Raw genomic sequence first — 23781 nt, forward strand, 5'->3', positions numbered from 1 at the left:
GATTGCTGCGGGTTAACGGAATTGTCCTGCTTCTGGAAGAAAGTCAAAACCAGCAGAAGCCAGTTTTGCTTCTAGTGCTGTGCGATCGATATCGAAGAAAGCTACCAGTTTATCTAAGTCACCACCGAAGTCGTCGCGTAGCTTCATATTTACAATGCTCATGAGCATGACAGGATCCATGGATTCAAAGTTCGCTAGATTCATTACTTATCCTCAAAATCTGAAATCAGTAGGTTTGCCGCAGCAAATGCCGCTTTTTCACGCACTTCTTTAGGCAGAGACTCATCCGCCGCAACATCGTTCAGCGCTTTAACAGCACATGAAATTGCCTGAGGAATGTAAGCTTGATCGCCACTACCAATTTGAGCATAAAGCTCACGAACCAGTTCACAACAGCCGTATACTTGCATGTTTTCTTTCCACTAAATGATAACTTATCTCAATATACACACAGCAGATTTGAAACTCAAAGTGCAGAGTTGTTTTGGCTCAAGTTGAGGAGTTGCTTGAGCGAGATTTAATCACTGCACTTGTACTTCTAACTGCTGAGTGACTTCTGGTGAAAGCTGAAGCTGTTTTGCCAGTTCTTGCAAATACGCTTTTTCCATGAAGTTTTGCTCATCAGCAACAATCAAAGACGCGAGATAAATTTCTGACGCTTGTTGAGGAGAGGTCGCCTGATTAGCAATTTCAGCAGGATCGAGCGGTTTGTTTAGTTCTTGCTGAACGAGTTGACGTACGTGCTCATCTGCGCCCATATCCGCGAGGGCTTGCTCGATGCGGGCCATTTCCTCTTCATCGACATGGCCATCGGCTTTTGCGGCTCCAATCATTGCTTTTAAAATTAGTACACTGTGTTTGCTGTCATCGGGGTCAAAGGTCTCATGAACACCTTGACCGGACTGTTTGGCTTGCCAGTCGTTATAAACTTTGTAGGCTAATGCTCCAAGCGCAGCAGCGCCACCGACTTTTAATGCGCCCGAGCCTATTTTCTTGGTCATTTTTTTACTTTTCTTCGAGCCCATCAGCATACCGATAAGGCCTCCGCCAACGGCACCTGCTCCTAGCGTTTTCAGGCTACTTGAGTTTGATGAGGATTTGATGTTGTTAGTTTGTTTACCTAACGCATCAGCCCCTTGCTTGAGTAAGTCTGATTTGAGTGCTTGGTTTAGAAGACTTTTTAAATCCATAACTGACCTCCTTTAGATGATGAAATCAGTTTAATAGCAAGAAGCTGAACCAAAGATTAACAAAGTGAATAGATCTAAAGGGGAGTAGTAAGGTTGCCCAGTAATAAAAAAGGGCTGACCGAAGTCAACCCTTACTAATTATTTTGAAATTATTTCAAATGAGAACCGTCGAGTGCTTACTTTAGTTGAGCCTTTACGTGCTCGATAATATCAGTCATTGCGACTGGCGTTTTCTCACCAGTAGCACGGTTCTTGTATTCGAAGTTGCCTTCTTTCATTGAGCGGTCACCGATAATAATGGTATGCGGTACACCAATAAGCTCCATGTCAGAGAACATTACACCTGGGCGTTCTTTACGGTCGTCAAATAGGACTTCGATGCCCATTGCCGTTAGCTCAGCGTACAACTTCTCAGCGGCTTCTTTTACTTCTTCTGACTTGTGCATGTTCATTGGAACGATCGCAACCTGGAATGGTGCGATTGCATCTGGCCAGATGATGCCGTATTTGTCATGGTTTTGCTCAATAGCAGCCGCTACGACGCGAGTGATACCGATGCCGTAACAGCCCATTTCTAGGATGACGTTCTTACCATCAGGACCAAGTACACCACAGTTCATCGCTGCGGAGTAAGCGTTGCCAAGTTGGAAGATATGGCCAACTTCGATACCACGCTTAAGCTGGATAGTGCCTTTACCACATGGGCTTGGATCGCCTTCAACCACGTTGCGTAGGTCTTCAACTTGACCAAGCTCTGCGTCACGACCCCAGTTAATGCCGAAGTAGTGTTTGCCATCGATGTTCGCGCCCGCACCGAAATCACTCATTACCGCTACGCTGCGGTCAACGATGAACGGCAGTTTAAGGCCAACAGGGCCTAGAGAACCAGGACCAGCACCGATAAGCTCACGAATTTCTTCTTCAGATGCCATTTCCAGTGGAGCTGCAACTTGAGGAAGGTTCTCTGCTTTCACTTCGTTCAGTTCATGATCGCCACGAATGATAAGCGCGATGATTGGTGCATCAACCTCGTCAGACGCTTTCACAAACAAAGTTTTCACTGTTTTTTCAATTGGCAGCTCGAACTGTTCAACCAATTCAGCGATTGTTTTTGCGTTTGGCGTATCTACCAACGTCATTTCTTGCGTTGGTGCCGCTGCTTCAGAGGCTGGAGCTAGTGCTTCTGCTTTTTCGATGTTTGCCGCGTAATCTGACTCGGTAGAGAATGCGATGATGTCTTCGCCACTTTCAGCCAGTACGTGGAACTCTTGAGAGCCGCTACCACCGATAGCACCGCTATCTGCTAGTACAGGACGGTAATCCAGGCCCATGCGATCGAATGCTTTGCAGTAAGCATCGTGCATTGCGTCGTATGACTTTTGTAGGCCGTCTTTATCAATGTCAAAGCTGTACGCATCCATCATTGAGAATTCACGTGAACGCATTACACCGAAGCGTGGACGACGTTCGTCACGGAATTTGGTTTGGATTTGGTACAGGTTTAGCGGAAGCTGTTTGTAAGAGCTCACTTCATTGCGAACAAGGCTAGTGATCACTTCTTCAGCGGTTGGGCTAAGTACAAACGGACGAACATGACGGTCAGTAAAGCGAAGTAGCTCAGGACCCATCTTTTCGCTGCGGCCTGTCTCTTCCCATAGTTCAAACGGCTGAACAACGGGCATCAAAGTTTCGACTGCGCCTGCATTGTCGATTTCTTGACGAACGATGTTTTCGACTTTACGCAGTACACGTAGACCAGTAGGTAGCCAGGTGTATAGACCTGAAGCCAGCTTACGGATCATACCTGCACGTAGCATGAGCTGGTGGCTCACTACTTCTGCGTCGTTTGGAGTCTCCTTCAGAGTAGAAAGAAGATAATTACTGGTACGCATTAAATTTATCCGTTTATTTAAGTTAGATACTCAAGCTTGAATAAGCTGGAGTATGGGAGTTCCCGAAAGGGAAATTTATTAGCCGTCTATAATATCAGCCAATTGCGTTTGTCAAAAGCTTTCAATAGCGGTAACCGTTATTAAGTTGCTTGTTGCTGTGAACTTTACGTTCAAGTCGAACAAATTTACCGCATATTCTTTGTCGTCCGGCTTGCTTTTCTTGTATGCAGGACGAGGATCTTGTGCCAGAACTTGTTCAATGACTGATCTTACATAGTCAGTATCGGATCGATTTTCTATCGTTGCTAATGCTTGAGCAGAAAAGGTGACTTGTGACTTTTCTGGTTCTTGGTCTGCGTATCCGCCTTGTGCTTCTGGAATAGAATCTGAATAGGGTATATAGGGCTTAATGTCCACAATCGGTGTGCCATCTACGAGATCTACACTGCCTAAATCAAGATAGATTTGATCGCCTTGCTTAGTGACTCCTTTTACTTCAACGGCTGACATTCCGATTCCGTTTGGGCGGAAAGTCGAGCGTGAGGCAAAGACACCTATTCGTTCATTGCCGCCTAGTCGTGGTGGACGGACGGTTGGCTTCCAACCTGCTTCCAGATTTTGATCAAACAAAAATAACAGCCAAACGTGAGAGAACTGTTCTAGCCCACGCACTGCTTCAGGGCTATTCGCTGCGCCTAACAGTTTTACGCGTGCTTTTGCTGTTGGTACTAAGCGAGGCTGGCGCGGTACTGCAAACTTTTCTTTGTACGGTGTCTCAATGACACCGATGGGTTCAATGGAATACATGGTGGACATCTTTAAGAATTCATTGAGATGAAAAGTATCACAAATTTCTCTTGCTTTTCTTGTTGATAATGATTACTAATTAAAACGTTATAACATAACATTTCAATTGAGAGGAAAAGTATTATGAAACCAGGAATCCACCCTGAATATCGTCCAGTGGTGTTCCACGACACCAGCGTAGATGAATACTTCGTTGTTGGTTCTACGTTGAAAACAGAGAGAACCATCGAATGGAAAGATGGCAAAACCTACCCTTACTTTACGTTAGATGTGTCGTCAGCATCCCATCCGTACTACACCGGTAAACAGCGAGTGGTTCAAACAGAAGGTCGTATTGCGAACTTCAACCGTCGTTTTGGTCAATTTAAGAGCGAAAAGGAATAAATCATGAAGGTAGTAAAATCATTAAAAAGTGCAAAAAGTCGTCATCCGGATTGCCAGGTCGTAAAACGAAGAGGGCGTCTATATGTCATTTGTAAGGCGAATCCGAGGTTTAAAGCAGTGCAGAAGTAATCGTTCTGCATATTTCTGGCTTATGGTTTTGTTTAATTGATAATTTTGACTTAACTGTTTTACATGGATGAAATATCTACATTTTTGTTTGTTATTGGTTATAAAACTCTCTAATGGTCACAGTTTGTAACATTTAGGGCTTTTCTTTAACCTTCTACTCAAGTACCCTTCGCTCGCTTTTTTGACATTTTTGTCACATTTGCACAGGAATAAAAACAAGGAGGGAACAGATGAGTTCATCTGATTCAATTAAACAAAACTCGCCTAAGAAGCCGCTGTTTACGCGCTTTTTGGATACTGTCGAATATTTGGGGAACTTATTACCTCACCCGATCACACTATTTGCCATTTTCTGTTTAGCCATTCTGGTGATGTCGGGCATTGCAGGATACTTCGAAGTTTCCGTTGTAGACCCTCGTCCTGAGGGCGCAAAAGGTCGTGCCGCAGATGGCATGATTCATGTCGTCAGCTTACTTAACGCTGATGGACTCGAACTTATCGTTACCAATTTAGTGAAAAACTTTGTTGGCTTTGCGCCTTTAGGCACGGTTTTGGTTGCGATGTTGGGTGTTGCTATTGCCGAGTACTCTGGTTTGCTATCTGCAGCTATGCGTGGCTTGGTCATGGGCGCATCTCAACGCATGGTAACAGTGACTGTTGTTTTCGCTGGTATCATTTCAAATACGGCATCAGAGCTGGGGTATGTGGTACTTATTCCACTGGCAGCAATGCTGTTCCATTCTCTAGGTCGTCACCCACTTGCAGGCCTTGCTGCGGCATTCGCTGGTGTATCTGGTGGTTATTCAGCAAACCTACTTATCGGTACGGTTGACCCGCTACTGTCAGGTATTACTGAAACAGCAGCGCAAATGATTGACCCAACTTACACTGTTGGTCCAGAAGTTAACTGGTACTTCATGTTTGTTTCGACGTTCTTCATTGCAATCACTGGTGCGTTTGTTACTGAAAAAATTGTTGAGCCAAAGCTTGGCAAATACAGTGAAGAAGAAGCCTCAGAAGATTTGTCGAACGACAAAATGGGCGGCTTAACAGACATTGAGAAGAAAGGTCTAAAACTAGCAGGTGTTGCTGTACTGGTTGTTTCCGCGTTGCTTGCTTGGACGGTTGTTCCAGCTGACGGCATCTTACGTTCTGATGCAGGTACAATTGCAGGTTCTCCATTCCTGAAAAGTATCGTGGCATTCATCTTTGTGTTCTTTGCTATCCCAGGCTTTGTGTTTGGTAAAGTTGTTGGCACGATGAAGACGGATCGCGATGTAATTGATGCAATGGCGAAATCGATGTCTTCTATGGGCATGTACATTGTATTAGTTTTCTTTGCTGCTCAGTTCGTTGCTTTCTTTAAATGGACTAACTTCGGTCAGGTATTCGCAGTTGCTGGCGCTAGCTTCTTGCAAGAAATTGGCTTAACTGGCCCAATGTTGTTCTTTGCCTTCATCCTCATGTGTGGCTTTATCAACCTAATGATTGGTTCAGCATCGGCACAGTGGGCAGTGACGGCACCGATTTTTGTTCCTATGTTGATGCTTGTTGGTTATGCACCGGAAACGATTCAGGCTGCTTACCGAATTGGTGACTCGACGACAAACATTATTACTCCAATGATGAGCTACTTTGGTTTGATTCTTGCCGTAGCAACTCGTTACATGAAGAACTTAGGTATCGGTACGCTGATCGCGACCATGCTACCTTACTCAATCTGCTTCATTGTCGGTTGGAGTGTGTTGTTCTATCTATGGGTATTCGTATTTGGTTTACCAGTAGGCCCTGGCGCAGCAACATACTACACACCGTAAAAAACGGTTACCTCACACAGCTCCATTACAAAAGCCTGCGAACGTCGCAGGCTTTTTTTATCGATCCAGATTGTGTGCACGCAGGCTTGCTTGGCTATCGATGTCGTTTTATAGCTGAAAACGCATCAACAAAGGGCGATAAAAGTGCTGAGTGAGCCAGCACAAGCTTTGCCAAATTACGCGTTTGTACCAAGGTAAGTGCGCAATATAAACATAGCTAAATTCAATTTCTGGCAGGGCTTTTCGGTTGCGTTTAAAAGCTGGAGCCCCTGAGCTCATATTAAAGCGACGCTGGCATATCATTGCGTGGCGGATGGTATAAGCAGATATTCTTCTATACAGCGCAAAACTCTGCGGCTTATTGGTATCGTAGCCAAAAATTGGGCAAGTCATGTCGTTATCAATTTCTACTATGCCTAACGTAGCCAGCATCTCTCCTTGATAAAATAGTCCCACTAAATGCACTAAGTTATTCTGGCTAGCCTGCTTTAAATATTGGGTTGAAAACTGGATGTTATTCCGGCTGTATTTATCAAGGTAAAGCATGTCATATAACACTTTGGCGCGCTGAAACTCTTCATCAGTAGCCAGTGGCTTAAACTGCCAATCTTTATCATTAAACAGCTTGAAGTCTTTCGTTAAATCTCGGTTGAAGCTGAATGCTTGCCAATCCTCAAGTAAATACACTTGTCGTGTTACCAAGCTTTGCCATTGTTGCTGTTCTAATCGCTGAATTAAGTGTGAGTGCTGAAGTTGGTTGAGGGAGCGAAGCACCAAGGGAAAGGTGGGGTATTGATCGAGTGCCATGCGACGCAGTTCATCAAGGTTTAAGGATTCCCATTGTTCGCTATACATATTGGAGGACAAGCACTGATTGTTGAGTGTTTGGACTTGATCCAATCCAGCCAATGATAAGATTGGTTTAGTCATATTAATAAGTAGCTTACATACCCATCGAACAGCCACATTTTTGACTTTGTGAAGCTCTTCTTCGGCGTAGCCACTAAGCAGTGTCATAGGGGACACGGCATAACAGTTGTTTGGTATTTTTGGTGTTACGGAGTAGGGAATGGCAACATCATCGATATAGTAGCAACCAAAGCTTGCTGTGCATTCATCAATAGGATTCGACTGCATAAGAGTGATAAAGGTTTGATGCCATTCTTGAGAGGAAAGTGTCATGATCGCAACGCTTCTCCATTCCACTCAATATCAACGGTAGAAGCGGCGCTCCATTTCGCCTTGTTCTGCCTAGCTAACCGGAGTAATTCAAACACACTCCGGATTTGGCTCCCGACCGGTAAGTTATGCTGTTGCATCACATTCACTCCAGACCACCAATCTTGCCAAGTTCGAGCCTTGAACAGGGATAATCCACCTTCTGTGATGAGTGTTATTGGCCCTAAATGATGCAATCGCTGCTTGGAAGGACTGGTAAACTCCATATTAGGAAGCAGTTGTTTGCATCGAGACGAGAGTAGGTGCAAACCACTGGTGGCTCTTGGGTTACATTCAATCACGTAGAGTTCATCTTGTGATTTGATGAAGTCAAACGACACTTGCCCATGATAAGTATGACGTTTACCAAAAGCTGCGATAAATGTATCTAGTCGTTCGCATGAGATCGGCTGAAAAGCACTGGCGGCCGAGCCGTTTACACAGTATTTCGGCACATAAGCTTGGTGTGCTTTAAGGTCACCATGTTCAAAAATGGCATAGTTACACACCGGAGTCCCATGGATTTTTTGTTGCTGAACCCAAGGGTAAAGGGGCGATATCGTGGCGGCAGAAATAGACTGAGTCGTCACATCTCTTATGACTTGCCCGCCAAACCGAGAGTAAACTGGCTTTAGAACGGTTCTCTTATTAATTTCAATCTCACTTTTATCAGTGACCAAACGAGTTTTTGGAAGTGTAATTTCTGGCAAACCTTGAAGCTGTTCAAAGACGGTCAACTTGTTGTGCAGGGCATTGAGTAGTCCCACATTGGGCAGAAAAAAATCTACTTTTGGGCATTGTTTGGCAACATGAGCCAAGTAATACACTTCTTCACAAGTGGGTATCACCATATCAATACGCATCTGAGTAATGATTTTTAGGATCTGCTGTTGATAGGTGGGAAATGCAAATCGAGGTGAAGCGGTGGGTATATAAGACTCGATGCCTCGCAAAAATGATCCCAGAGGCTTTTTTAGCGAATCGGTGAGAATTACTTCATGCCCATGATGCATACACATGGTTGCCCACTCTAGTGCAACTGGTGCTCGGGATCCGGTGATTAAGACCCGCATATGTTCACCACACGTCGTTGTTTATTCATTGGCGTCCAAATAGGCGCAGGGCGGTAACTAAATCTGACAGGATCAAGCCGCAATTGGTCAAACAGTGTTATTAAGGCTTGATGTATAACCCGATGGTGGTGAACATCCGCTTCAATTTGAATGGTTTGTGACTCTGTTTGGGTGATTCGGTAATCCACGCGACTTTGGGCTGATAGTGTTATAGCGCGGTAGATGAGATCTGGTAACACCGTCACTGGGACGTGGTTTGCGTTTAGCGTGAGGCGATCACCACATCGTCCGGCAATCGCGCCAAGAGGTTCAAATACGCCATTATCCTGTTTATTCTCAATAATATCGTCGAGCTGATAACGAATAATTGGCTGAGTTTTACGACGAAAATCGGTAATGATTGGGCTGTAGTGAGTACGTTCGGTATTCAGCCAGTGTTTTTCGATATAAACAACATCTTGATTCCAGCGCATTTGGCCATGCTGATCAGTACATGCAAGAAAACCTTCAGTACATTGATAGACTTCATGGAGCTCGCTGTCGAACCGTTGAGAAATATAATGACGGTCACTCTCGGTTAGAACCTCTGCCCCAGAAATGATCCGTTGTGGTTGAATTGCGGGTTGACCAAATTGACCGCTGAAATGGGCGCAGAGCTGAAGAGCTTGCGCACTACCAACCAAAAGCGTGGGTTGGAACTCATCCAGCTCTTTTATCCATTCTTGGTAAGGTTTGGTTAAATCGGCATAAAAGAATGTGACAGGCCCTTTCGCGACGGATTTATACAGTGGGCTGTTGGCTCGCAAGGCTAGTGCAATTCGGTGCTTTTGCCATAGGTTGGGCAAAAGGCGAGCCAATATATTGCCGGCCCACAGTTGTGTTTCCTGCTTGTCAGCAAGAAACAACCCGCGCATGCCTGATGTGCCCGAAGAAAGCCCAACCGTAACATCGCCAACTTTCGAAGCGGCAAAGTTGCGTGACTGCTCTGCTTTGAGTGCCTGTTGCATTAACTGTTCAGCATCTAAGCCCTTCGTATTTAACTCTGAAAGGTTCTCCATCATGGTTTGCTTATTCATGATAGGGAAATCACTGAGTGGTGCACCTTGAAAAGAGCGGTAATACGGTGAATGACGGCATACCCAATCCAGATGTTGCGTTAAATGTTGTTGCTGCCACGTTTCGACTTGTTCCCTTGAGCCGAAAGGGCGGTAGCGGGTTCGCCAGAATTCTGAGATAAGCGTTCTCACTTAATCCATCCTTCTTTGATTAGCTGCTGGATAGTTTCCTGACAATGTGAAGGTACGAAGCGAACAACGTGGTGGGTTTGTTGGTAGCAACTTCTCAATTCGGAGAGGGTGTTTTTATAGGCCTTTGTGTCATCGCAAAGCATGTTCGCCAGCCAATGCTGATCGATATTTTCACTCAAGCTCTCAATTAACCAACATGCATCGGCGAGTAAGAACAGCCAACCTCGTTCTCTTTTAACTAATAGGCCCACTTGGCCAGCTGCATGGCCTGGCAAGCTAACCATATAAATAAGTCCATCGTCGAACATGTCTTTACAGAGCAAGTTAACCCCTTGGCACTGAGGAAGAATTTGGCTGATTGGCACAGAAAAATCACCATGAATGATGAAGTTAGATTCTAGTTGTGGAGGGAGCAGAGCTTTTAGGTAGCCTTTTCTTACGCCTCCAATTCGACCACTTTTAGTAATCGCATCTACCCCTTTTTGTTGGCAATGCAATTGAGAGTGAGAAAACTCAGACACGGCGGCAATGTGATCAGCGTGAAAGTGGGAGAGCACTAAATGCTCAATATCATGAGGTTTGAGATTTTCTTTTGCTAACTGCGCAACAATCCCATGTTCTTGTTGATAGCGGCAAGGTGTTGTCCAAGCATAAAAACGTTCAGGGAAGGAACGAGTCGCGCTAAAAAAGTGCTCGTGATATCCCGTGTCAAACAGGATGTTGCCTTGTGTCGGGTGCTGAATTAACGCAACGGCTGCAGGAAATGCTCTAGGCTTTATACCAGAGCCTGGTTTGACAACAAAGCCTGGGTGTACGCAGTGTCCAGCCTCAAAGATTTTTATTTTTAGACCAGTTTGCATACTGCTGTATTCCTTCTTGAATTGAAAAAAGCGGTTGGTAATTCAGGTTTTTTATCGCCTTGCTGATATCCAGAGTTTGATGATAGTTAAACAATCCTGCGCTGTATGAAGTGAGCCTTGGCTCTGGCTGATGTGGTAAGCGCCTTCGTATTTGCTCACTGAGCTTTAATAATGGTGATACCACACCGTATGGTAATGATTGTAACGTTACTTTTAGGTTCAACCCCACACATAAAGCTTGTAGAACAGTCTCAATTGGCATTGGTTCGTTGTTGGAAATATTGAAGACATCACCATGCTGAAGCCGGTCTGCCTGAGTGCAAGCGAGCATCGCCGCATGGGCAACGTTGTCGACATAAGTTAGATCAACCACTGGGTTTCTACCCGATGGCAGAAGCAGAGTGTTGTTTTTTATCGCCTTAAGCACTCTTGGGATAATCGCGCGATCGTTGGGACCAAAAATGCCACGCGGTCTTAAAATGATCGCTTTGCTTTGGCCTTTTATGGCTTCAAGTTCAGATAGGTATTTGGTGTGTGCGTAATCATTACACCAGTGTGAAGCAATGGCGTCGGTTTCTCGAATATTCCAACGGTCTTGATGGTCAAAGTAGACGCTGGTGGAGGAAATATGGATAAAACGCGAGATTTGATGCGTATTAGCCGCATTGACGAGGTTTTTGGTGGCATCTACATTGGCTTGATAAAACGCTTCCCACTTGCCCCATGGGCTTGAGAGAGCGGCACAATGGATGATTGCATCCATGTCTTGGCATACCGCATGAACAGCAGAGTGGTCTCTCAAATCGACTAAATGTGGGATAACATCGAATTGCTCAGCGAGTTGTTTAGCGATGACTGTATTTCGCGCTGTAAAATGCAGTTCATGTTGCTGGTGAAACATTCTTAGAATTGCGCTACCCAACATCCCACTGCCACCAGTGACTAATATCTTCATAGTTTTAACACTCCCATCCCTAGTGATAACCCGGCAGCGGTACCAGCTAATAACACATGTTTTCCTGCTGTTTCTGGCTGATTACGCAGCCAGTGTAAGTTAATCGGGAGTGAGGCGGCGACTTGGTTTCCCAAAGTCGAAAAGTGATTAACTGTTTTCTCGGTTGGTAACCCGGTGAGTGATGGCAGTTTTTTTAATCCGTGCGCACTGGCTTGATGTGGAAGAAAATAATCAATATCGCTGAGTGTTACCGGAGAGGCGTCAAAGCCTTTTTTTAGAAACGCCGGTAAGGTTTTACGCACATGTTTAAAGAGTGCTTTGCCCTCCATCTCAAACTGGCAGCTTTTTAAATAGGCTTGATGCTCTGAGGTGTGAGGGTTGACATGACTACCTCCGCCCTTAATTTGACAAAATGAATACCCGGTATGATGCGTTTCAAAGTGACTGGTGAGCAATCCATCACCGTTGTGTTCTTCGAGCAAAAATGCGGCGGCACCGTCTGCGAATAGGGTTGCAACTTCTGGTTTGAGCGTAAAATTTCGATTCAGTGTGATGCCAGTAGCGAGTTCGCTGGTGACAATGAGAATCCGACGGTACCGTTTTGCGAAGAATAGACTCTGAGCAAGATCAAGCGCAGAGAGAAATGATAAGCAGGTGCTGTTCAAATCAAAGCTTTCTAGCCATGTTGGAGCGTCTAACGCGGCGAGAACCGCTGAGGCGTCGTAGGGCAGAGACTGGTGGTGAGTGCCACTGGCGTAGATAAGGAGATTAACGGAGCTCAGGGTATGTATGTTTCCTAAGCACTGCTCTATCGCCTGCACCGCCATGTAAATAGCGGTCTCTTTTGTATTGGCTACATGACGATATTCAACGTCGAATTTATTTCGGCAGGTCCCTGGCGCCAATTTTAGGAAGCGATCCATCTCTCGATCTGACCATTGATTCGTTGGCAGGTAGCTTCCACTAGAAACGATGTTAAAGCCCATTATTCTCTATACATTTATTAAAAACGTCGTTCAAAATAAACCACGTTGCATATTGAAGCTATGGCGAGCGAGATGAAAAATAAACAGAACAAAACAAATGGGAGTAAGAGCACGCTTTGGGTGCAATGCTGAAAATGAATTTTCAGGAATGAGCCAGGCTTTGATTTGCTGGCTCAATATGAATAGAGTGAGGATTACTTCCTAAATTTAGCCAAAATACGATCTAAATGGTTCGCAAATTCGCGGCGATCGGTTTGGGAAAGCGCAGCGGGACCACCAGTCTGAATTCCGCTTGAACGCATGGTTTCCATGAAGTCGCGGATATTTAGACGTGCTTTGATGGTGTCTTTCGTATAAAGCTCGCCACGTGAACTGAGGGCTTGAGCGCCTTTAGAGATGACCTCATCTGCAAGCGGAATATCTGATGTGATCACCAAATCGTTGGCCTCCACACGCTTAACGATTTCGTTGTCAGCGATGTCAAATCCAGCTGGAACTTGCAGCGAGTGGATGTTGTCTCTTTTGGGCACCGGGACAACGTGGTTGGCGACAAACGTACATTCAATCCCCGTGCGTTCGGCGGCACGCACAATGGTTTCGCGGATGACTTTCGGACACGCGTCTGCATCTACCCATAACTTCATGATGACTTCTCACTTAGCTTGGCTTCTAGCTCTTCAATGCGAGCGACTAGTTTTTTCACCGTGCTTTCTAGCGCTGCAAGACGATCATTATCGGTATGCGCTTGCGCTGCGACTTCAACCTTGGGAACACGCTGAGCACTTTTCCAACTTTTTATTGCGGTGATTAATGCAGGCATTGGGACGGGCGTTTTCAAGCGTGCTTTTACTAACGCTACGGTTGGTTCTTTTCCTTGTTGTTGCAGTTGTTCCATTACCGCTTCTAATTCTTTAGTAACGTCTTGAGTTAACATTTTTAATCCTTAACAACGATATATCTATCATCATACGTTGAGTCCCCTAATTTGGCGAATAGCAATTTGGAATGTGTGGTGTGAGAGATCTCTTACATGGGTTGTGAGAGAAAACGATTTCGTGAGCGGAAAAATAGAAATTACAAACATCAAGTTATTGATAAATAATGATTTAACAACTATTTAACCAATGTGGAGTATAAATATTTATCTAGTATAGATTGTCAATTTTTAGGAAAGGCGTAAATTGAGAGTTGTCAGCAGGAAGCAGACATGGAACAGGAAAGCACCAAGGATTTGGTTATCGTCAGGAAGACGATTTGGTTGGTCAGGATGATTAATCAAGCATGGAGCGTAGGACATTGTATGGACACTATCATCAATAGGATGTTGATGACTAAGGATAGACAATGGACCCCTCTAGGATAGAGGTTATGGACAGCGTCAGGAAGATGCAAGGGACACCGCTCAAGGAACAAGTGATGTGTGCTAACGGGGAATGTTAGCTATCAGGATGATAAGGACACCGCTAGGACGGCGACGTAAGGAATAAGCTGACGGAATCAGCCACTATTATGGATGATGCATGGAGCACTTTTAGTAGCCGGACTGCTGCGAGTAAGACCATGACCCCGATACTTATGTGTCGGGGTCTTTCTTATATAAAAAGATACCTAGTCGTTCTCGTTGAATTAAGCACCTCGAGGTGACTTGGGTATATCAGTGTCACAAAATTTATAAATTCCTAATAACACTTAATAAAAAACAATCCAGATCAATATCCTTTCCAATCAGTTGGTTTAACTTTCGGCTTCTCTACAAGGTGTTATGCCCCGCAGTTATTGAGCATATTCAAGCTCATCGAGTTTGCGATCTGCGGATAAATAAAGTTTGTTGTAATCAAGGAACAGATGTGGCCATAGTAACCAGAAGAATGCTTCTTCTACCCTACAATGAGTCGTTGCAACTAGAGTTCGTCATGCTGAATTGCTGTGTGAAAAACCGTGCTGAAATGAACGGTCCGTATACTGTCGCGTCTGCCAAACAGATGTTTGAGAAAATACTGGATGATGAAAATATTTATAGTATGGCGGTGCTAGAGAGCACCAGTCGTGACTATATGGGGCACGTGTTCATTTCCCATCTCGATTCCGAGCCTGAGTTAGGGTTTATTTTTGATAAATCTTATTGGGGTAAAGGGTTAGCGACAGAAGCTCTAAAAGCGTTTTTCCCCAAGGCGTGCCGTGAGCTGGGGCTACATAAGGTGAAAGCTAATGTGAATAGCAACCATCAAGCTTCTATGGCGGTGCTGAAAAAACTGGGATTTGTTGAAACAAAAGAAAGTAAGGATCTATATGGTCCTTACTTTGAAATGGAATTTACAAGCGATGCGGTGGTAGGTGAAAGTTCTGCGGCCTGAAACCGACCATGGTTAACTCCCCTTGGTAGCAATCGTCACCAAGAGATGAAAACTCAAATTGATACACCGTATGCCAACGCCAGACTCCGTCTGGCGTTTTTAGTTTGTGGGCACCAAAGGCGATGCTGATTAATTGGAGATCCAATTGCTCACATTTACGCGTGATTGCCACTTTTGCGAGTTCGGCTTGACGACGTTGTTGCCAAAACAGATAACAGAAAAAGCATAGCCCTAAAATTGCTAAAAGATCACCAATCATCCCTGAACCTTTATTATCCCTTTGTTGCTTGTTGTAAGCTTACTAGCGCCTTTGCTAGTTCTTCAGATGGATTTGAATGTAACAGGGGCAATAGCACCATTCTTAACTCAGGTAGCATCACTAAATCGGCAAATAACTGATTAAATAGAGCTTGATTACCAGTTTGAGCTAAACGCAGCAAAAACTGTTCTGCTACCTTTTCATTGGCTAGTAAGTGCCAAGCTCGGCCAGCCACGCCAATCAGTACTTCCTGATGGCTTAAACGAGGGCTATGTAATATCGCTTCTAACACTGGAGAGGCAATGGCTGTTGGTGCGCCAGCCAAAGCTCGAATAAGTGCTGAAAGTAGGAAGAGATCCGGTTCGCTACTTGCGATTTCTTGTTGTGCTTTGTCGGCGATACGCTCAGCTAAACGCTCTTGTAACTTTACATGCTCAAGCGCACCCAACAGAGCATAAAGTGGTTCATTCGGTAGGTGGTTCAACGCTTTGCGTATCATTACCCCGTTTTGCTCTTTGTCCAAACGAGCGGCCATGTCGGTGATCCCTTGCAGACCTACGGTTTGCCAATTATCCCAGCCTAAGCCACCTGAAAAGTAATGCTGAGTGTGCTCATAATATTGGCTGGTAGGAAGATCGAGGTTCGCGCGGACCTGGCTATGAAACACGGCCATTTTGTCTTCGGAAGGTTTGAACGTATATGGGTTATTAGACAGCTTTTGCTGTTGCTCTTCAGTGATATCATCATTGAGGCGTGTTCCCATGGCTTCCACTACGTATTTAATGAAATTGCCGATATCCGCTTGCTTTAACAAACCGCGCTCGTCCAATTCAAACTTTAGAAACCAAATCCAAGGTTGCTTTTGTTCATTCCAATAAGCGATGGCAAGGTGTGCTCTACGCTGCATTGGGAATGGGTACGGTGCTTGACCTTTTTCTACATCGGCAAACTCTTTCTTAGCGATGGTTTTTATACGACGACCAAGATCGAAGATTTGATAATCACAGCGGCTGTTGTTCAACAGTTGAGTGAGGGTTTGAATGTTTTCCATTAAATACGACGTCCTAACGTTCTTTTCACAAGAAATGGTATCATTCTCGGCTAATTCAAGGTTCGAGATAGAATTAATGGTAACAAATACTCAATTGGTCGACTTACTTCACCAACTTGAAGCGCAGCTCAAAGAACATAAGTTGTGGCAACACACTATGCCTTCAGAGCAAGCTTTACAAAGCGTGGAGCCATTTGCGATTGATACACTGCATCCTCATGAGTGGTTGCAGTGGATCTTTATAGACAGAATGCACGTGCTAGTGGAAAACAACCAACCATTGCCAAGAGGGTTTTCTCTCGAGCCCTATTTTTCAGAAGCGTGGAAGCAGGAACCGCAGTTAGCAGAGCTGCTTGTTACAATCCGAACCATTGACGAACTGTGTAAGTAAACGAATGCTAGAACAAAAAATAGCGCGATCTTCAGCACCAGTTGAGCTGGAGATCGTTTATCAGGATGAATATTTTGTAGCGGTCAACAAGCCTGCTGGCATGCTGGTGCACCGCAGTTGGTTAGATAAGCATGAAACTCAATTTGTCATGCAAACTTTGCGCGATCAAATTGGTCAGCATGTTTTCCCACTGCATCGTCTGGACCGTCCAACATCGGGTGTGCTCGTGTTTGCGTTGTCGAGTGAAGTCGCATCACAAGTCATGCCGATGTTTGCTGAACATAAAATGGAAAAGACATACCACGCGATAGTACGCGGTTGGATTGAGGAAGAGGGCGTCTTAGATTACGCGCTCAAAGTCGAGTTAGACAAGATTGCGGATAAGTTCGCTTCACAAGAAAAAGAAGCGCAAGAAGCGGTGACGGAATATAAACCGTTGGCTAAAGTGGAAGTTCCCTATTCGACGGGTAAATTTCCTACAACGCGTTATTGCTTAGTTGAGATGAAACCTAAAACGGGGCGTAAGCACCAACTTCGTCGTCATATGGCGCATCTACGTCATCCTATTGTGGGTGATACAACGCACGGAGATGGCAAGCACAACAAGCTTTATCGCACAGAGTTTGACTCTCATCGTTTGCTACTGCACGCTTCAGAGTTACGGTTTGTCCATCCATTTACCGATCAAGAGATTGTCATGAAGGCCAATATTGATGAGACTTGGCAGCAATTGTTTACTCGATTTGAGTGGGATGAATCAATGATCAACCGATAATGGGATTAGTTAGATCTAGATAATGATTGGGTACAAATAAAAAGGGTTAGCATCAATGCTAACCCTTTTTTTAGTATTTAAGACTTAACGTTTTACTTGAGTTTTTCGAGATCTGCTTCGATCTCTGCGATCTTGCTCGAAACGACTTTTTCTAAATGACGAAGGTCTGAAAGAATTTTCTCTTTTACATCAACCTCAGGTTGTTTCGTTGGCTTAGTGATTTTATTCAGTTCATCAATGACCAATGTGAGGTTACGGTTGATTTCCGTTACTTCTTTATATTTGTGACTGCCACTGTCCACAAGAACATTTTTGATTTGGCGCGGGTATTTGAATTTAACGCTTTTGGCGAACAGCTCGCCTTTTTGCTTGTGGAAATAGATCTTGAGCACGTCTTTGTGTGCTTCTTGGCGTAGGGAATAACGTTCAATCTGCTTAGGGTCGTGAATACCCAAACCAGTGAGGTGGGGATACATAGGCTACCTCTATTACATCGAATTGATATTGATATAACTGTAGCAGCCTATGTATGAGCTAGATAGCTGATATTTAGCCAAAATGCTTAACTTGTGGGCAAGATCGCTCTCGCCCTGAACCGAAAAGATTGGCAGGTTTGGTCTAAGCAGCGACCTCATCAGATAACTTTTCGATCAATCTCTCTCTTAGCTCATCCTGTTGTTCTTCACTTAATCTTCCCCCTGCATCACTGGTTAAAATAAACAAGTCTTCTGCTCGCTCACCAATGGTGGTGATTTTTGCACCATGAAGGTTGATATTTAAATCAGCAAACGTACGGCCTACTTTGGCCAACAGCCCTGGTGTGTCTAGCGCGACAAACTCCATTAAAGTGTGCTTTTTACCTTTGGTTGGTAAGAAGTCGACTTTGGTTTTCACATTAAAGTGCTGAAGTTTGTTCGGAGTACGGCGTGTTTTAATCTTGGTCGGTCGGCCCGCCTCTAGTACATGGGTGAGGTGCTTAATCACCGCGGCGTGACGAGACTCATCAATCGCTTCGCCATGTTGATCGAGCACCATAAAGGTATCAATCACGTGCCCATCTTTGCTGGTCATGATTTGCGCGTCGTGTACATTAAAATTACGCCTATCTAACTCCGCCACGACCGTCGCAAATAAAGCAGGCTGGTCTTTCGTGTATACAAACACCTCAGTGCCGCCACGAGTGGCTTTTTTACTGATCAACACCAAAGGCTTAGTCGGATCTTCCATGCGAAGTAAGTGTTCGCAGTGCCACGCGATTTGCGTATGGGTATGACGAAGGAAATAGTCAGCTTTGAAGCGTTGCCACAATACTTCAATTTCGCGCGCGGCAAACCCCTCTTTGCGCAGCATTGCAGAGGCCATTTGTTGGTTGTGGCGAATTCGCTCACGCACATCGACAGGATTCTCTAGCCCTCTACGTAAAGCACGTTGTGTAGAGTAATACAGCTCTGCGAGTAAGGTTCGTTTCCAAGCATTCCAAAGTTCTGGGTTGGTTGCACAAATATCTGCAACTGTCAGGCACACAAGATAATCGAGAGATTCTTCGTCTCTGACTTTTTTGGCAAATTCGGTAATTACATCGGGATCATAAATGTCTCGGCGCTGTGCGGTGACGGACATTAATAGATGATGCCTTACCAACCAAGCGACAAGTTTGGCCTCGGGCTTTGATAAGCCGTGCTCAATACAGAAGTCGTAAGCCTCACCTTCGCCTATAACAGAGTGATCGCCGCCACGTCCTTTACCGATATCGTGGAAAATAGCGGCAATAATCAGCAGTTCTTTCTTTTGCATCCGTGGGTAGACGTCACAACAAATAGGGTGCTTCGCATGATTTTCTGGGTCACTAAAGGTATTAATGTGTTTCAGTAAGCGAATACTGTGCTCATCAACCGTGTAGGCGTGGAATAAGTCAAACTGCATTTGACCAACAATTTGGCTCCATTGCGGTAAATAGGCCGCCATAACCCCTAATCGGTGCATTAGGCTGAATGCTTTATGCAGAGCATTAGGGTGACGACATAACGCCATGAACTTTTCACGCGCAGCAGGAATGGTGTGCAAAAATTTGTTGAGTCGACGGCGCGCGGTGCGCAGCTGACGTAGTGTTGGTGGGCTCACCCCTTCAATGGTTGAGTCGTTCGCGATATGTAAGAACATATCCAGAATAGTTTCTGGGCGAGCTTGAAACAATGCGGGTTTCCGCGCTTCAATCAAAGAGCCACGACGTTGGAAGTCTGCATCGAGAATCTCGGCACTTTCTGTCGCACCACCATTAATGATCGCTTGGTCAAATAGTTTGAGTAGCATCTTATTGAGCTCTGCCACACGACGAAGCGTGCGGTAGAACTCTTTCATCATCATTTCTACGCCTCGGTTGCCTTCTCCGACGTAGCCTAGATTTTCCGCAACTTGTGCTTGATGAGCAAAGGTCAAGCGGTTGTCATAGCGGCGAAGCTCCATGTGCAGAGCGAAACGCACTCGCCAAAGGAAGTCCTGACATTCAACTAATTCTCGGTATTCTGCGTCAGTTAAAAATCCGTATCGGCTCATTTCCAACAATGAAGTCGCACCAAAGTGACGTCGAGCGACCCAGCTTAATGTATGAATATCGCGCAGCCCGCCAGGGGTCGATTTAATGTCCGGTTCTAAGTTGTAGGTCGTGTCGTGGTAACGTGCATGGCGTTCTCTCTGCTCTTGAATTTTAGCGCGATAAAACGTTTCACTTGGCCAAAAGGAGTCTGATAATACAACTTTCTTCAGTGCCTGAAAGGTGTCCTCGCTGCCACACAGCAGTCGCGCTTCTTGAAGGTTTGTCGCGACAGTCAAATCGGCTTTACCAATTTCCGCACATTCGTTAACGGTGCGAACTGCGTGTCCGACCTCGAGTTTTAAATCCCACAACAGCGTAATGAATTCGCTGATTTTTGCTTCTAGCGCGGTCGGTAGCTTATTGTTCGACAGAATCAAAATATCGATATCGGAGAGCGGATGCAGCTCGCCACGCCCATAGCCACCCACGGCAACTAGGGAAATGTTGTAAATATCTTTGAAGCCAAAATGTTGCCACAAACGATTCAGAAGCAGATCCATGTATTCTGCTCTGGCTAAAACCAAGCTTGTTACCGGATGATGATTGAGAAACTCTTGGTTTTGATCGGAGCTAAATTTCTCTAACTCTTGTTTGAGTTCTCCGATATTGATTTGTTCATCGGAAAAGGTAAGAGGGGACTGAAGTGTCATATTTGCCATCCGTGCAAGCTAATCTAGTTACAATCTAACAAATTTGTGGCAGATAAAAAATATCCCCGCCGAAGCAGGGATATAGTAAACAACGAGTGGTCGTAAGCTTTACGCGTTTTTCATTAGGCGAGGAATCGTATCGTCGCTACGAAGCGTCAGTACTTCACAACCTTCTTTTGTTACAACAATGGTATGTTCCCATTGCGCAGAGTTCTTGCCGTCGCCTGTGTAAACGGTCCAATCGTCTTGAGCGTCAACAGAGCAACCAAATTTACCTGCGTTAATCATCGGCTCAATAGTAAAGCACATGCCTTCTTTTAGTACGCGGCGGTCTTTGTTCTTGTAATGAACCACTTGTGGTTCTTCATGGAACTCATCGCCGATACCGTGGCCACAGAAGTCTTTCACAATAGAAAACTTGTTGCGAGGGTTGTTTTTGTTGTTCTCTTTGATGTATTTCTCGATAGCTGTACCGATGTCACCAACTGTTGAACCTGGCTTAACGGTACGCATACCAACATACAGTGCTTCTTGAGCAACCATGCATAGACGTTTGTTTGCAGGTGAAACATCACCGACTAGGAACATCTTAGAAGTGTCACCATGGTAACCTTGAGGACGCACGCTCAGATCCGCATTTTCGTCATTTGGAACGATTACGGTAATATCAACGTTTAAGATGTCGCCATCTTTTAGTACCGCTGGCTTCATTTGACCGTTGCTACCGATTTCGTCTTTTTCTGCTGGAATACCGTGGCATACGATATGGTTGATTGAAGTACAAATCGACTTAGGGAAACCATGGTAATCAAGCGGAGCAGAGTATGCGCCTTTTTCTAGAGCGTACTCATGACAGATTTTGTTCAACTCTTCTGTCGTCACACCAACTTTGATGTGTGGTTCGATCATTTCTAGAATCTCTGCGGCCAGCTTGCCCGCAATGCGCATGCGTTCTATTTCTTCAGCAGTTTTAATCTTGATTGACATTGGCTTTCTCTACTTATTCCTAAGCACGTAAACGTGCGAATGGCCGCATTCTATCAGACATCGGGGCGTTAACCCAAGTTAGATAGGAATATGCATCATTCTTAATTCGATCGTATGTTTAAAGTTTTGCTTATAAATAGGAGAAAGTGGCACGGTGAAGAAATAATTTTTACTAGCCACAGTGAGCTAAAATATGGTATAAAGCGCGCCGGAATAGAGGACTGTTCTCTTCGTTTAGCAAAGCTAAGCGGCGAAGCAAGCTTCATCCGAATAACCTTTTATCTTTAAATCACACACATTCCGTCACATATTCCGGGGTGCTGAGCAGAAGCTTGGTCGGAGTTATGGGGAATGTGGAGGCCTAACCCCATAGAGGAATTTAAAATGGCAACTGTATCAATGCGCGATATGCTAAAAGCTGGTGTTCACTTCGGTCACCAGACTCGTTACTGGAACCCAAAAATGAAGCCATTCATCTTTGGCGCTCGTAACAAAGTTCATATCATCAACCTAGAAAAAACTGTACCAATGTTCAACGACGCTCTAGCTGAACTAGCTAAAGTTGGCGAGAAGAAAGGTAAAGTTCTATTCGTAGGTACTAAGCGCGCTGCATCTGAAGCTGTTAAAGAAGCTGCAATCGCAAGCAACCAGTTTTACGTAAACAACCGCTGGTTAGGCGGTATGCTTACAAACTACAAAACAGTTCGTCAGTCTATCAAGCGTCTAAAAGATCTAGAGACTCAATCTCAAGACGGTACTTTTGACAAACTAACTAAGAAAGAAGCTCTAATGCGTACTCGCGAAATGGAGAAGCTAGAGAAATCTCTTGGTGGTATCAAAGACATGGGCGGCCTACCAGACGCTCTATTCGTAATCGACGCTGATCACGAACACATTGCAATTAAAGAAGCTAACAACCTAGGTATTCCAGTATACGCTGTGGTAGATACTAACTCTAACCCAGACGGCGTTGACTACGTAATCCCAGGTAACGACGACGCGATCCGCGCTGTACAGCTATACCTGAACGCTGCTGCTTCAGCAGTATCTGAAGGTCGTAACAAAGACGTAGCTGCAGTTGCTGAAAAAGACGGTTTCGTAGAAGCTGAATAATAGCGGCTCTGTGTCACACTTGGTCTATGTGAAACCTTTGTGTAGCATAAACTAAGTTATAGTTAGCAATGGGGGCCGACAATGTTAGGCCCCTGTTTTTTACCTTATTTCGAATCAAACGAGGAATACAGAATGGCAACTGTAACTGCTGCTCTAGTTAAAGAACTTCGCGAGCGTACTGGCGCTGGCATGATGGAATGTAAGAAAGCGCTTGTAGAAGCAAACGCTGACATCGAACTAGCAATTGAAAACATGCGTAAATCTGGCGCAGCGAAAGCAGCTAAGAAAGCTGGTAACGTTGCAGCTGAAGGCGCAATCATCATCAAAGAAGAAAACGGCGTTGCTGTTCTTCTTGAAGTTAACTGCCAAACTGACTTCGTTGCTAAAGACGGTAACTTCACTGCATTCGCAGAAGAAGTTGCAGCTGCAGCTCTAGCTTCAAAAGCGACTGTTGAAGAGCTACAAGCACAATTCGAAGACGCACGTGTAGCTCTTGTAGCTAAAATCGGTGAAAACATCACTATCCGTCGCGTAGAATACGTTCAAGGCACTGCAATTGCTTCTTACCGTCACGGTGAGAAAATCGGTGTTGTTGTTGCTGGTGAAGGCGACGCAGAAACTCTTAAGCACGTTGCAATGCACGTTGCTGCTTCTAAGCCTGAGTTCGTTAACCCAGAAGACGTACCAGCTGACGTAGTAGAAAAAGAGAAAGCGGTTCAAGTTGAAATCGCAATGAACGAAGGCAAGCCTGCTGAAATCGCTGAGAAGATGGTTGTTGGCCGCATGAAGAAATTCACTGGCGAGATCTCTCTAACAGGTCAAGCTTTCATCATGGAACCTAAGAAAACTGTAGGTGAAATGCTGAAAGAAAAAGGCGCTTCAGTTTCTACATTCGTTCGCCTAGAAGTAGGTGAAGGTATCGAGAAGAAAGAAGAAATGAGCTTCGCTGAAGAAGTTGCTGCAGCTCAAAAAGGTTAATCCTTAGAGACTGTATAAAGATTAGACCGTAGCCTTGGCTGCGGTCTTTTTATGAGCAGTGAACGATTAGCC

General features: G+C 44.8%; 26 protein-coding genes. 8 read left to right on the forward strand and 18 right to left on the reverse strand.

What is annotated here, in order from left to right:
* Positions 1-12 precede the first annotated feature (12 nt).
* The 5 genes from FKN08_RS00960 to tsaA all read right to left on the reverse strand — a co-directional run bounded on the left by FKN08_RS00960 (position 13) and on the right by tsaA (position 3889).
* Positions 13-204, reverse strand: a complete 192-nt coding sequence (locus tag FKN08_RS00960) for a DUF4250 domain-containing protein (protein WP_012841490.1) — start codon at positions 202-204, stop codon at positions 13-15.
* Positions 204-410: a YaeP family protein gene (locus FKN08_RS00965; protein ID WP_005391765.1), complete on the reverse strand. Its 207-nt coding sequence runs from the start codon at positions 408-410 to the stop codon at positions 204-206. Before FKN08_RS00965 ends, FKN08_RS00960 begins: the two co-directional genes overlap by 1 nt.
* A gap of 111 nt (positions 411-521) precedes the next feature.
* A complete protein-coding gene (locus FKN08_RS00970; RefSeq protein ID WP_164666282.1) occupies positions 522-1190 on the reverse strand; it encodes a tellurite resistance TerB family protein in 669 nt (222 codons plus the stop codon).
* A gap of 176 nt (positions 1191-1366) precedes the next feature.
* Positions 1367-3082, reverse strand: a complete 1716-nt coding sequence (locus FKN08_RS00975) for a proline--tRNA ligase (protein ID WP_046874977.1) — start codon at positions 3080-3082, stop codon at positions 1367-1369.
* Positions 3083-3193: 111 nt separating this feature from the next.
* Positions 3194-3889, reverse strand: a complete 696-nt coding sequence (gene tsaA, locus FKN08_RS00980; RefSeq protein ID WP_170891068.1) for a tRNA (N6-threonylcarbamoyladenosine(37)-N6)-methyltransferase TrmO — start codon at positions 3887-3889, stop codon at positions 3194-3196.
* 123 nt (positions 3890-4012) lie between these two features.
* Between tsaA and FKN08_RS00985 the strand changes: the two genes are divergently transcribed.
* The 3 genes from FKN08_RS00985 to FKN08_RS00995 all read left to right on the forward strand — a co-directional run bounded on the left by FKN08_RS00985 (position 4013) and on the right by FKN08_RS00995 (position 6219).
* Positions 4013-4273 (forward strand): type B 50S ribosomal protein L31, encoded by a 261-nt coding sequence (locus FKN08_RS00985; RefSeq protein WP_012841491.1) that lies wholly within the window; start codon positions 4013-4015, stop codon positions 4271-4273.
* A gap of 3 nt (positions 4274-4276) precedes the next feature.
* Complete coding sequence (gene ykgO, locus FKN08_RS00990) at positions 4277-4402, forward strand: type B 50S ribosomal protein L36 (protein ID WP_074191703.1); 126 nt, start codon at positions 4277-4279, stop codon at positions 4400-4402.
* A gap of 230 nt (positions 4403-4632) precedes the next feature.
* Positions 4633-6219: an AbgT family transporter gene (locus FKN08_RS00995; protein WP_006742541.1), complete on the forward strand. Its 1587-nt coding sequence runs from the start codon at positions 4633-4635 to the stop codon at positions 6217-6219.
* A gap of 108 nt (positions 6220-6327) precedes the next feature.
* On the opposite strand, the gene FKN08_RS01000 is transcribed toward FKN08_RS00995, so the two are convergent.
* The 8 genes from FKN08_RS01000 to FKN08_RS01035 form a co-directional block, all read right to left on the reverse strand.
* Positions 6328-7401 carry a hypothetical protein gene (locus FKN08_RS01000; protein ID WP_053809806.1) on the reverse strand — a complete coding sequence of 358 codons (1074 nt, stop codon included), beginning with the start codon at positions 7399-7401 and terminating at the stop codon, positions 6328-6330.
* The gene (locus FKN08_RS01005) at positions 7398-8510 is read right to left on the reverse strand and encodes an ATP-grasp domain-containing protein (RefSeq protein ID WP_053809805.1); all 1113 of its coding nucleotides are present in this window, start codon (positions 8508-8510) and stop codon (positions 7398-7400) included. The genes FKN08_RS01000 and FKN08_RS01005 overlap by 4 nt, the downstream gene beginning before the upstream one ends.
* Positions 8498-9757, reverse strand: coding sequence for a F390 synthetase-related protein (locus FKN08_RS01010; protein WP_170891070.1), 1260 nt, complete (start codon positions 9755-9757; stop codon positions 8498-8500). Before FKN08_RS01010 ends, FKN08_RS01005 begins: the two co-directional genes overlap by 13 nt.
* The gene (locus FKN08_RS01015) at positions 9754-10617 is read right to left on the reverse strand and encodes an MBL fold metallo-hydrolase (RefSeq protein WP_170891072.1); all 864 of its coding nucleotides are present in this window, start codon (positions 10615-10617) and stop codon (positions 9754-9756) included. The genes FKN08_RS01010 and FKN08_RS01015 overlap by 4 nt, the downstream gene beginning before the upstream one ends.
* Complete coding sequence (locus FKN08_RS01020) at positions 10586-11572, reverse strand: NAD(P)-dependent oxidoreductase (protein ID WP_170891074.1); 987 nt, start codon at positions 11570-11572, stop codon at positions 10586-10588. Before FKN08_RS01020 ends, FKN08_RS01015 begins: the two co-directional genes overlap by 32 nt.
* On the reverse strand, positions 11569-12558 hold the full coding sequence (locus FKN08_RS01025) for a ketoacyl-ACP synthase III (protein WP_170891076.1): 990 nt from the start codon (positions 12556-12558) through the stop codon (positions 11569-11571). The genes FKN08_RS01020 and FKN08_RS01025 overlap by 4 nt, the downstream gene beginning before the upstream one ends.
* Positions 12559-12752: 194 nt before the next feature.
* Entirely contained in the window at positions 12753-13202 is a 450-nt protein-coding gene (locus tag FKN08_RS01030; RefSeq protein WP_012841495.1) for a YaiI/YqxD family protein, read from the reverse strand.
* Positions 13199-13492 (reverse strand): hypothetical protein, encoded by a 294-nt coding sequence (locus tag FKN08_RS01035; RefSeq protein WP_012841496.1) that lies wholly within the window; start codon positions 13490-13492, stop codon positions 13199-13201. Before FKN08_RS01035 ends, FKN08_RS01030 begins: the two co-directional genes overlap by 4 nt.
* A gap of 934 nt (positions 13493-14426) precedes the next feature.
* Between FKN08_RS01035 and FKN08_RS01040 the strand changes: the two genes are divergently transcribed.
* Positions 14427-14912 (forward strand): GNAT family N-acetyltransferase, encoded by a 486-nt coding sequence (locus FKN08_RS01040; protein WP_170891678.1) that lies wholly within the window; start codon positions 14427-14429, stop codon positions 14910-14912.
* Here the strand turns inward: FKN08_RS01040 and FKN08_RS01045 are convergent.
* Positions 14872-15171 carry a DUF3301 domain-containing protein gene (locus FKN08_RS01045; RefSeq protein ID WP_012841498.1) on the reverse strand — a complete coding sequence of 100 codons (300 nt, stop codon included), beginning with the start codon at positions 15169-15171 and terminating at the stop codon, positions 14872-14874. The two genes, FKN08_RS01040 and FKN08_RS01045, sit on opposite strands and share 41 nt — an antisense overlap.
* A 13-nt stretch (positions 15172-15184) precedes the next feature.
* The gene (locus FKN08_RS01050; protein WP_170891078.1) at positions 15185-16222 is read right to left on the reverse strand and encodes a DUF3549 family protein; all 1038 of its coding nucleotides are present in this window, start codon (positions 16220-16222) and stop codon (positions 15185-15187) included.
* Between the two features lie 76 nt (positions 16223-16298).
* On the opposite strand from FKN08_RS01050, the gene FKN08_RS01055 reads away from it, so the two are divergent.
* Together FKN08_RS01055 and truC are read left to right on the forward strand one after the other, a co-directional pair.
* On the forward strand, positions 16299-16613 hold the full coding sequence (locus FKN08_RS01055; protein WP_170891079.1) for a YqcC family protein: 315 nt from the start codon (positions 16299-16301) through the stop codon (positions 16611-16613).
* A 4-nt stretch (positions 16614-16617) separates the two neighbouring features.
* On the forward strand, positions 16618-17388 hold the full coding sequence (gene truC / locus FKN08_RS01060) for a tRNA pseudouridine(65) synthase TruC (protein WP_170891081.1): 771 nt from the start codon (positions 16618-16620) through the stop codon (positions 17386-17388).
* Positions 17389-17480: 92 nt separating this feature from the next.
* On the opposite strand, the gene FKN08_RS01065 is transcribed toward truC, so the two are convergent.
* The 3 genes from FKN08_RS01065 to map all read right to left on the reverse strand — a co-directional run bounded on the left by FKN08_RS01065 (position 17481) and on the right by map (position 21618).
* On the reverse strand, positions 17481-17864 hold the full coding sequence (locus FKN08_RS01065) for a DUF3461 family protein (RefSeq protein WP_005380322.1): 384 nt from the start codon (positions 17862-17864) through the stop codon (positions 17481-17483).
* A gap of 142 nt (positions 17865-18006) precedes the next feature.
* On the reverse strand, positions 18007-20631 hold the full coding sequence (gene glnD / locus FKN08_RS01070) for a bifunctional uridylyltransferase/uridylyl-removing protein GlnD (RefSeq protein WP_012841500.1): 2625 nt from the start codon (positions 20629-20631) through the stop codon (positions 18007-18009).
* A gap of 108 nt (positions 20632-20739) precedes the next feature.
* The gene (gene map, locus FKN08_RS01075) at positions 20740-21618 is read right to left on the reverse strand and encodes a type I methionyl aminopeptidase (protein WP_005380326.1); all 879 of its coding nucleotides are present in this window, start codon (positions 21616-21618) and stop codon (positions 20740-20742) included.
* A gap of 384 nt (positions 21619-22002) precedes the next feature.
* Between map and rpsB the strand changes: the two genes are divergently transcribed.
* Entirely contained in the window at positions 22003-22731 is a 729-nt protein-coding gene (rpsB, locus tag FKN08_RS01080) for a 30S ribosomal protein S2 (RefSeq protein ID WP_012841501.1), read from the forward strand.
* 132 nt (positions 22732-22863) lie between these two features.
* Positions 22864-23709: a translation elongation factor Ts gene (gene tsf / locus FKN08_RS01085; protein ID WP_012841502.1), complete on the forward strand. Its 846-nt coding sequence runs from the start codon at positions 22864-22866 to the stop codon at positions 23707-23709.
* The last annotated feature ends 72 nt before the right edge of the window (positions 23710-23781 follow it).

Source organism: Vibrio sp. 1-2 (7-a), from assembly GCF_013048515.1.
Lineage (GTDB): Bacteria > Pseudomonadota > Gammaproteobacteria > Enterobacterales > Vibrionaceae > Vibrio > Vibrio diabolicus.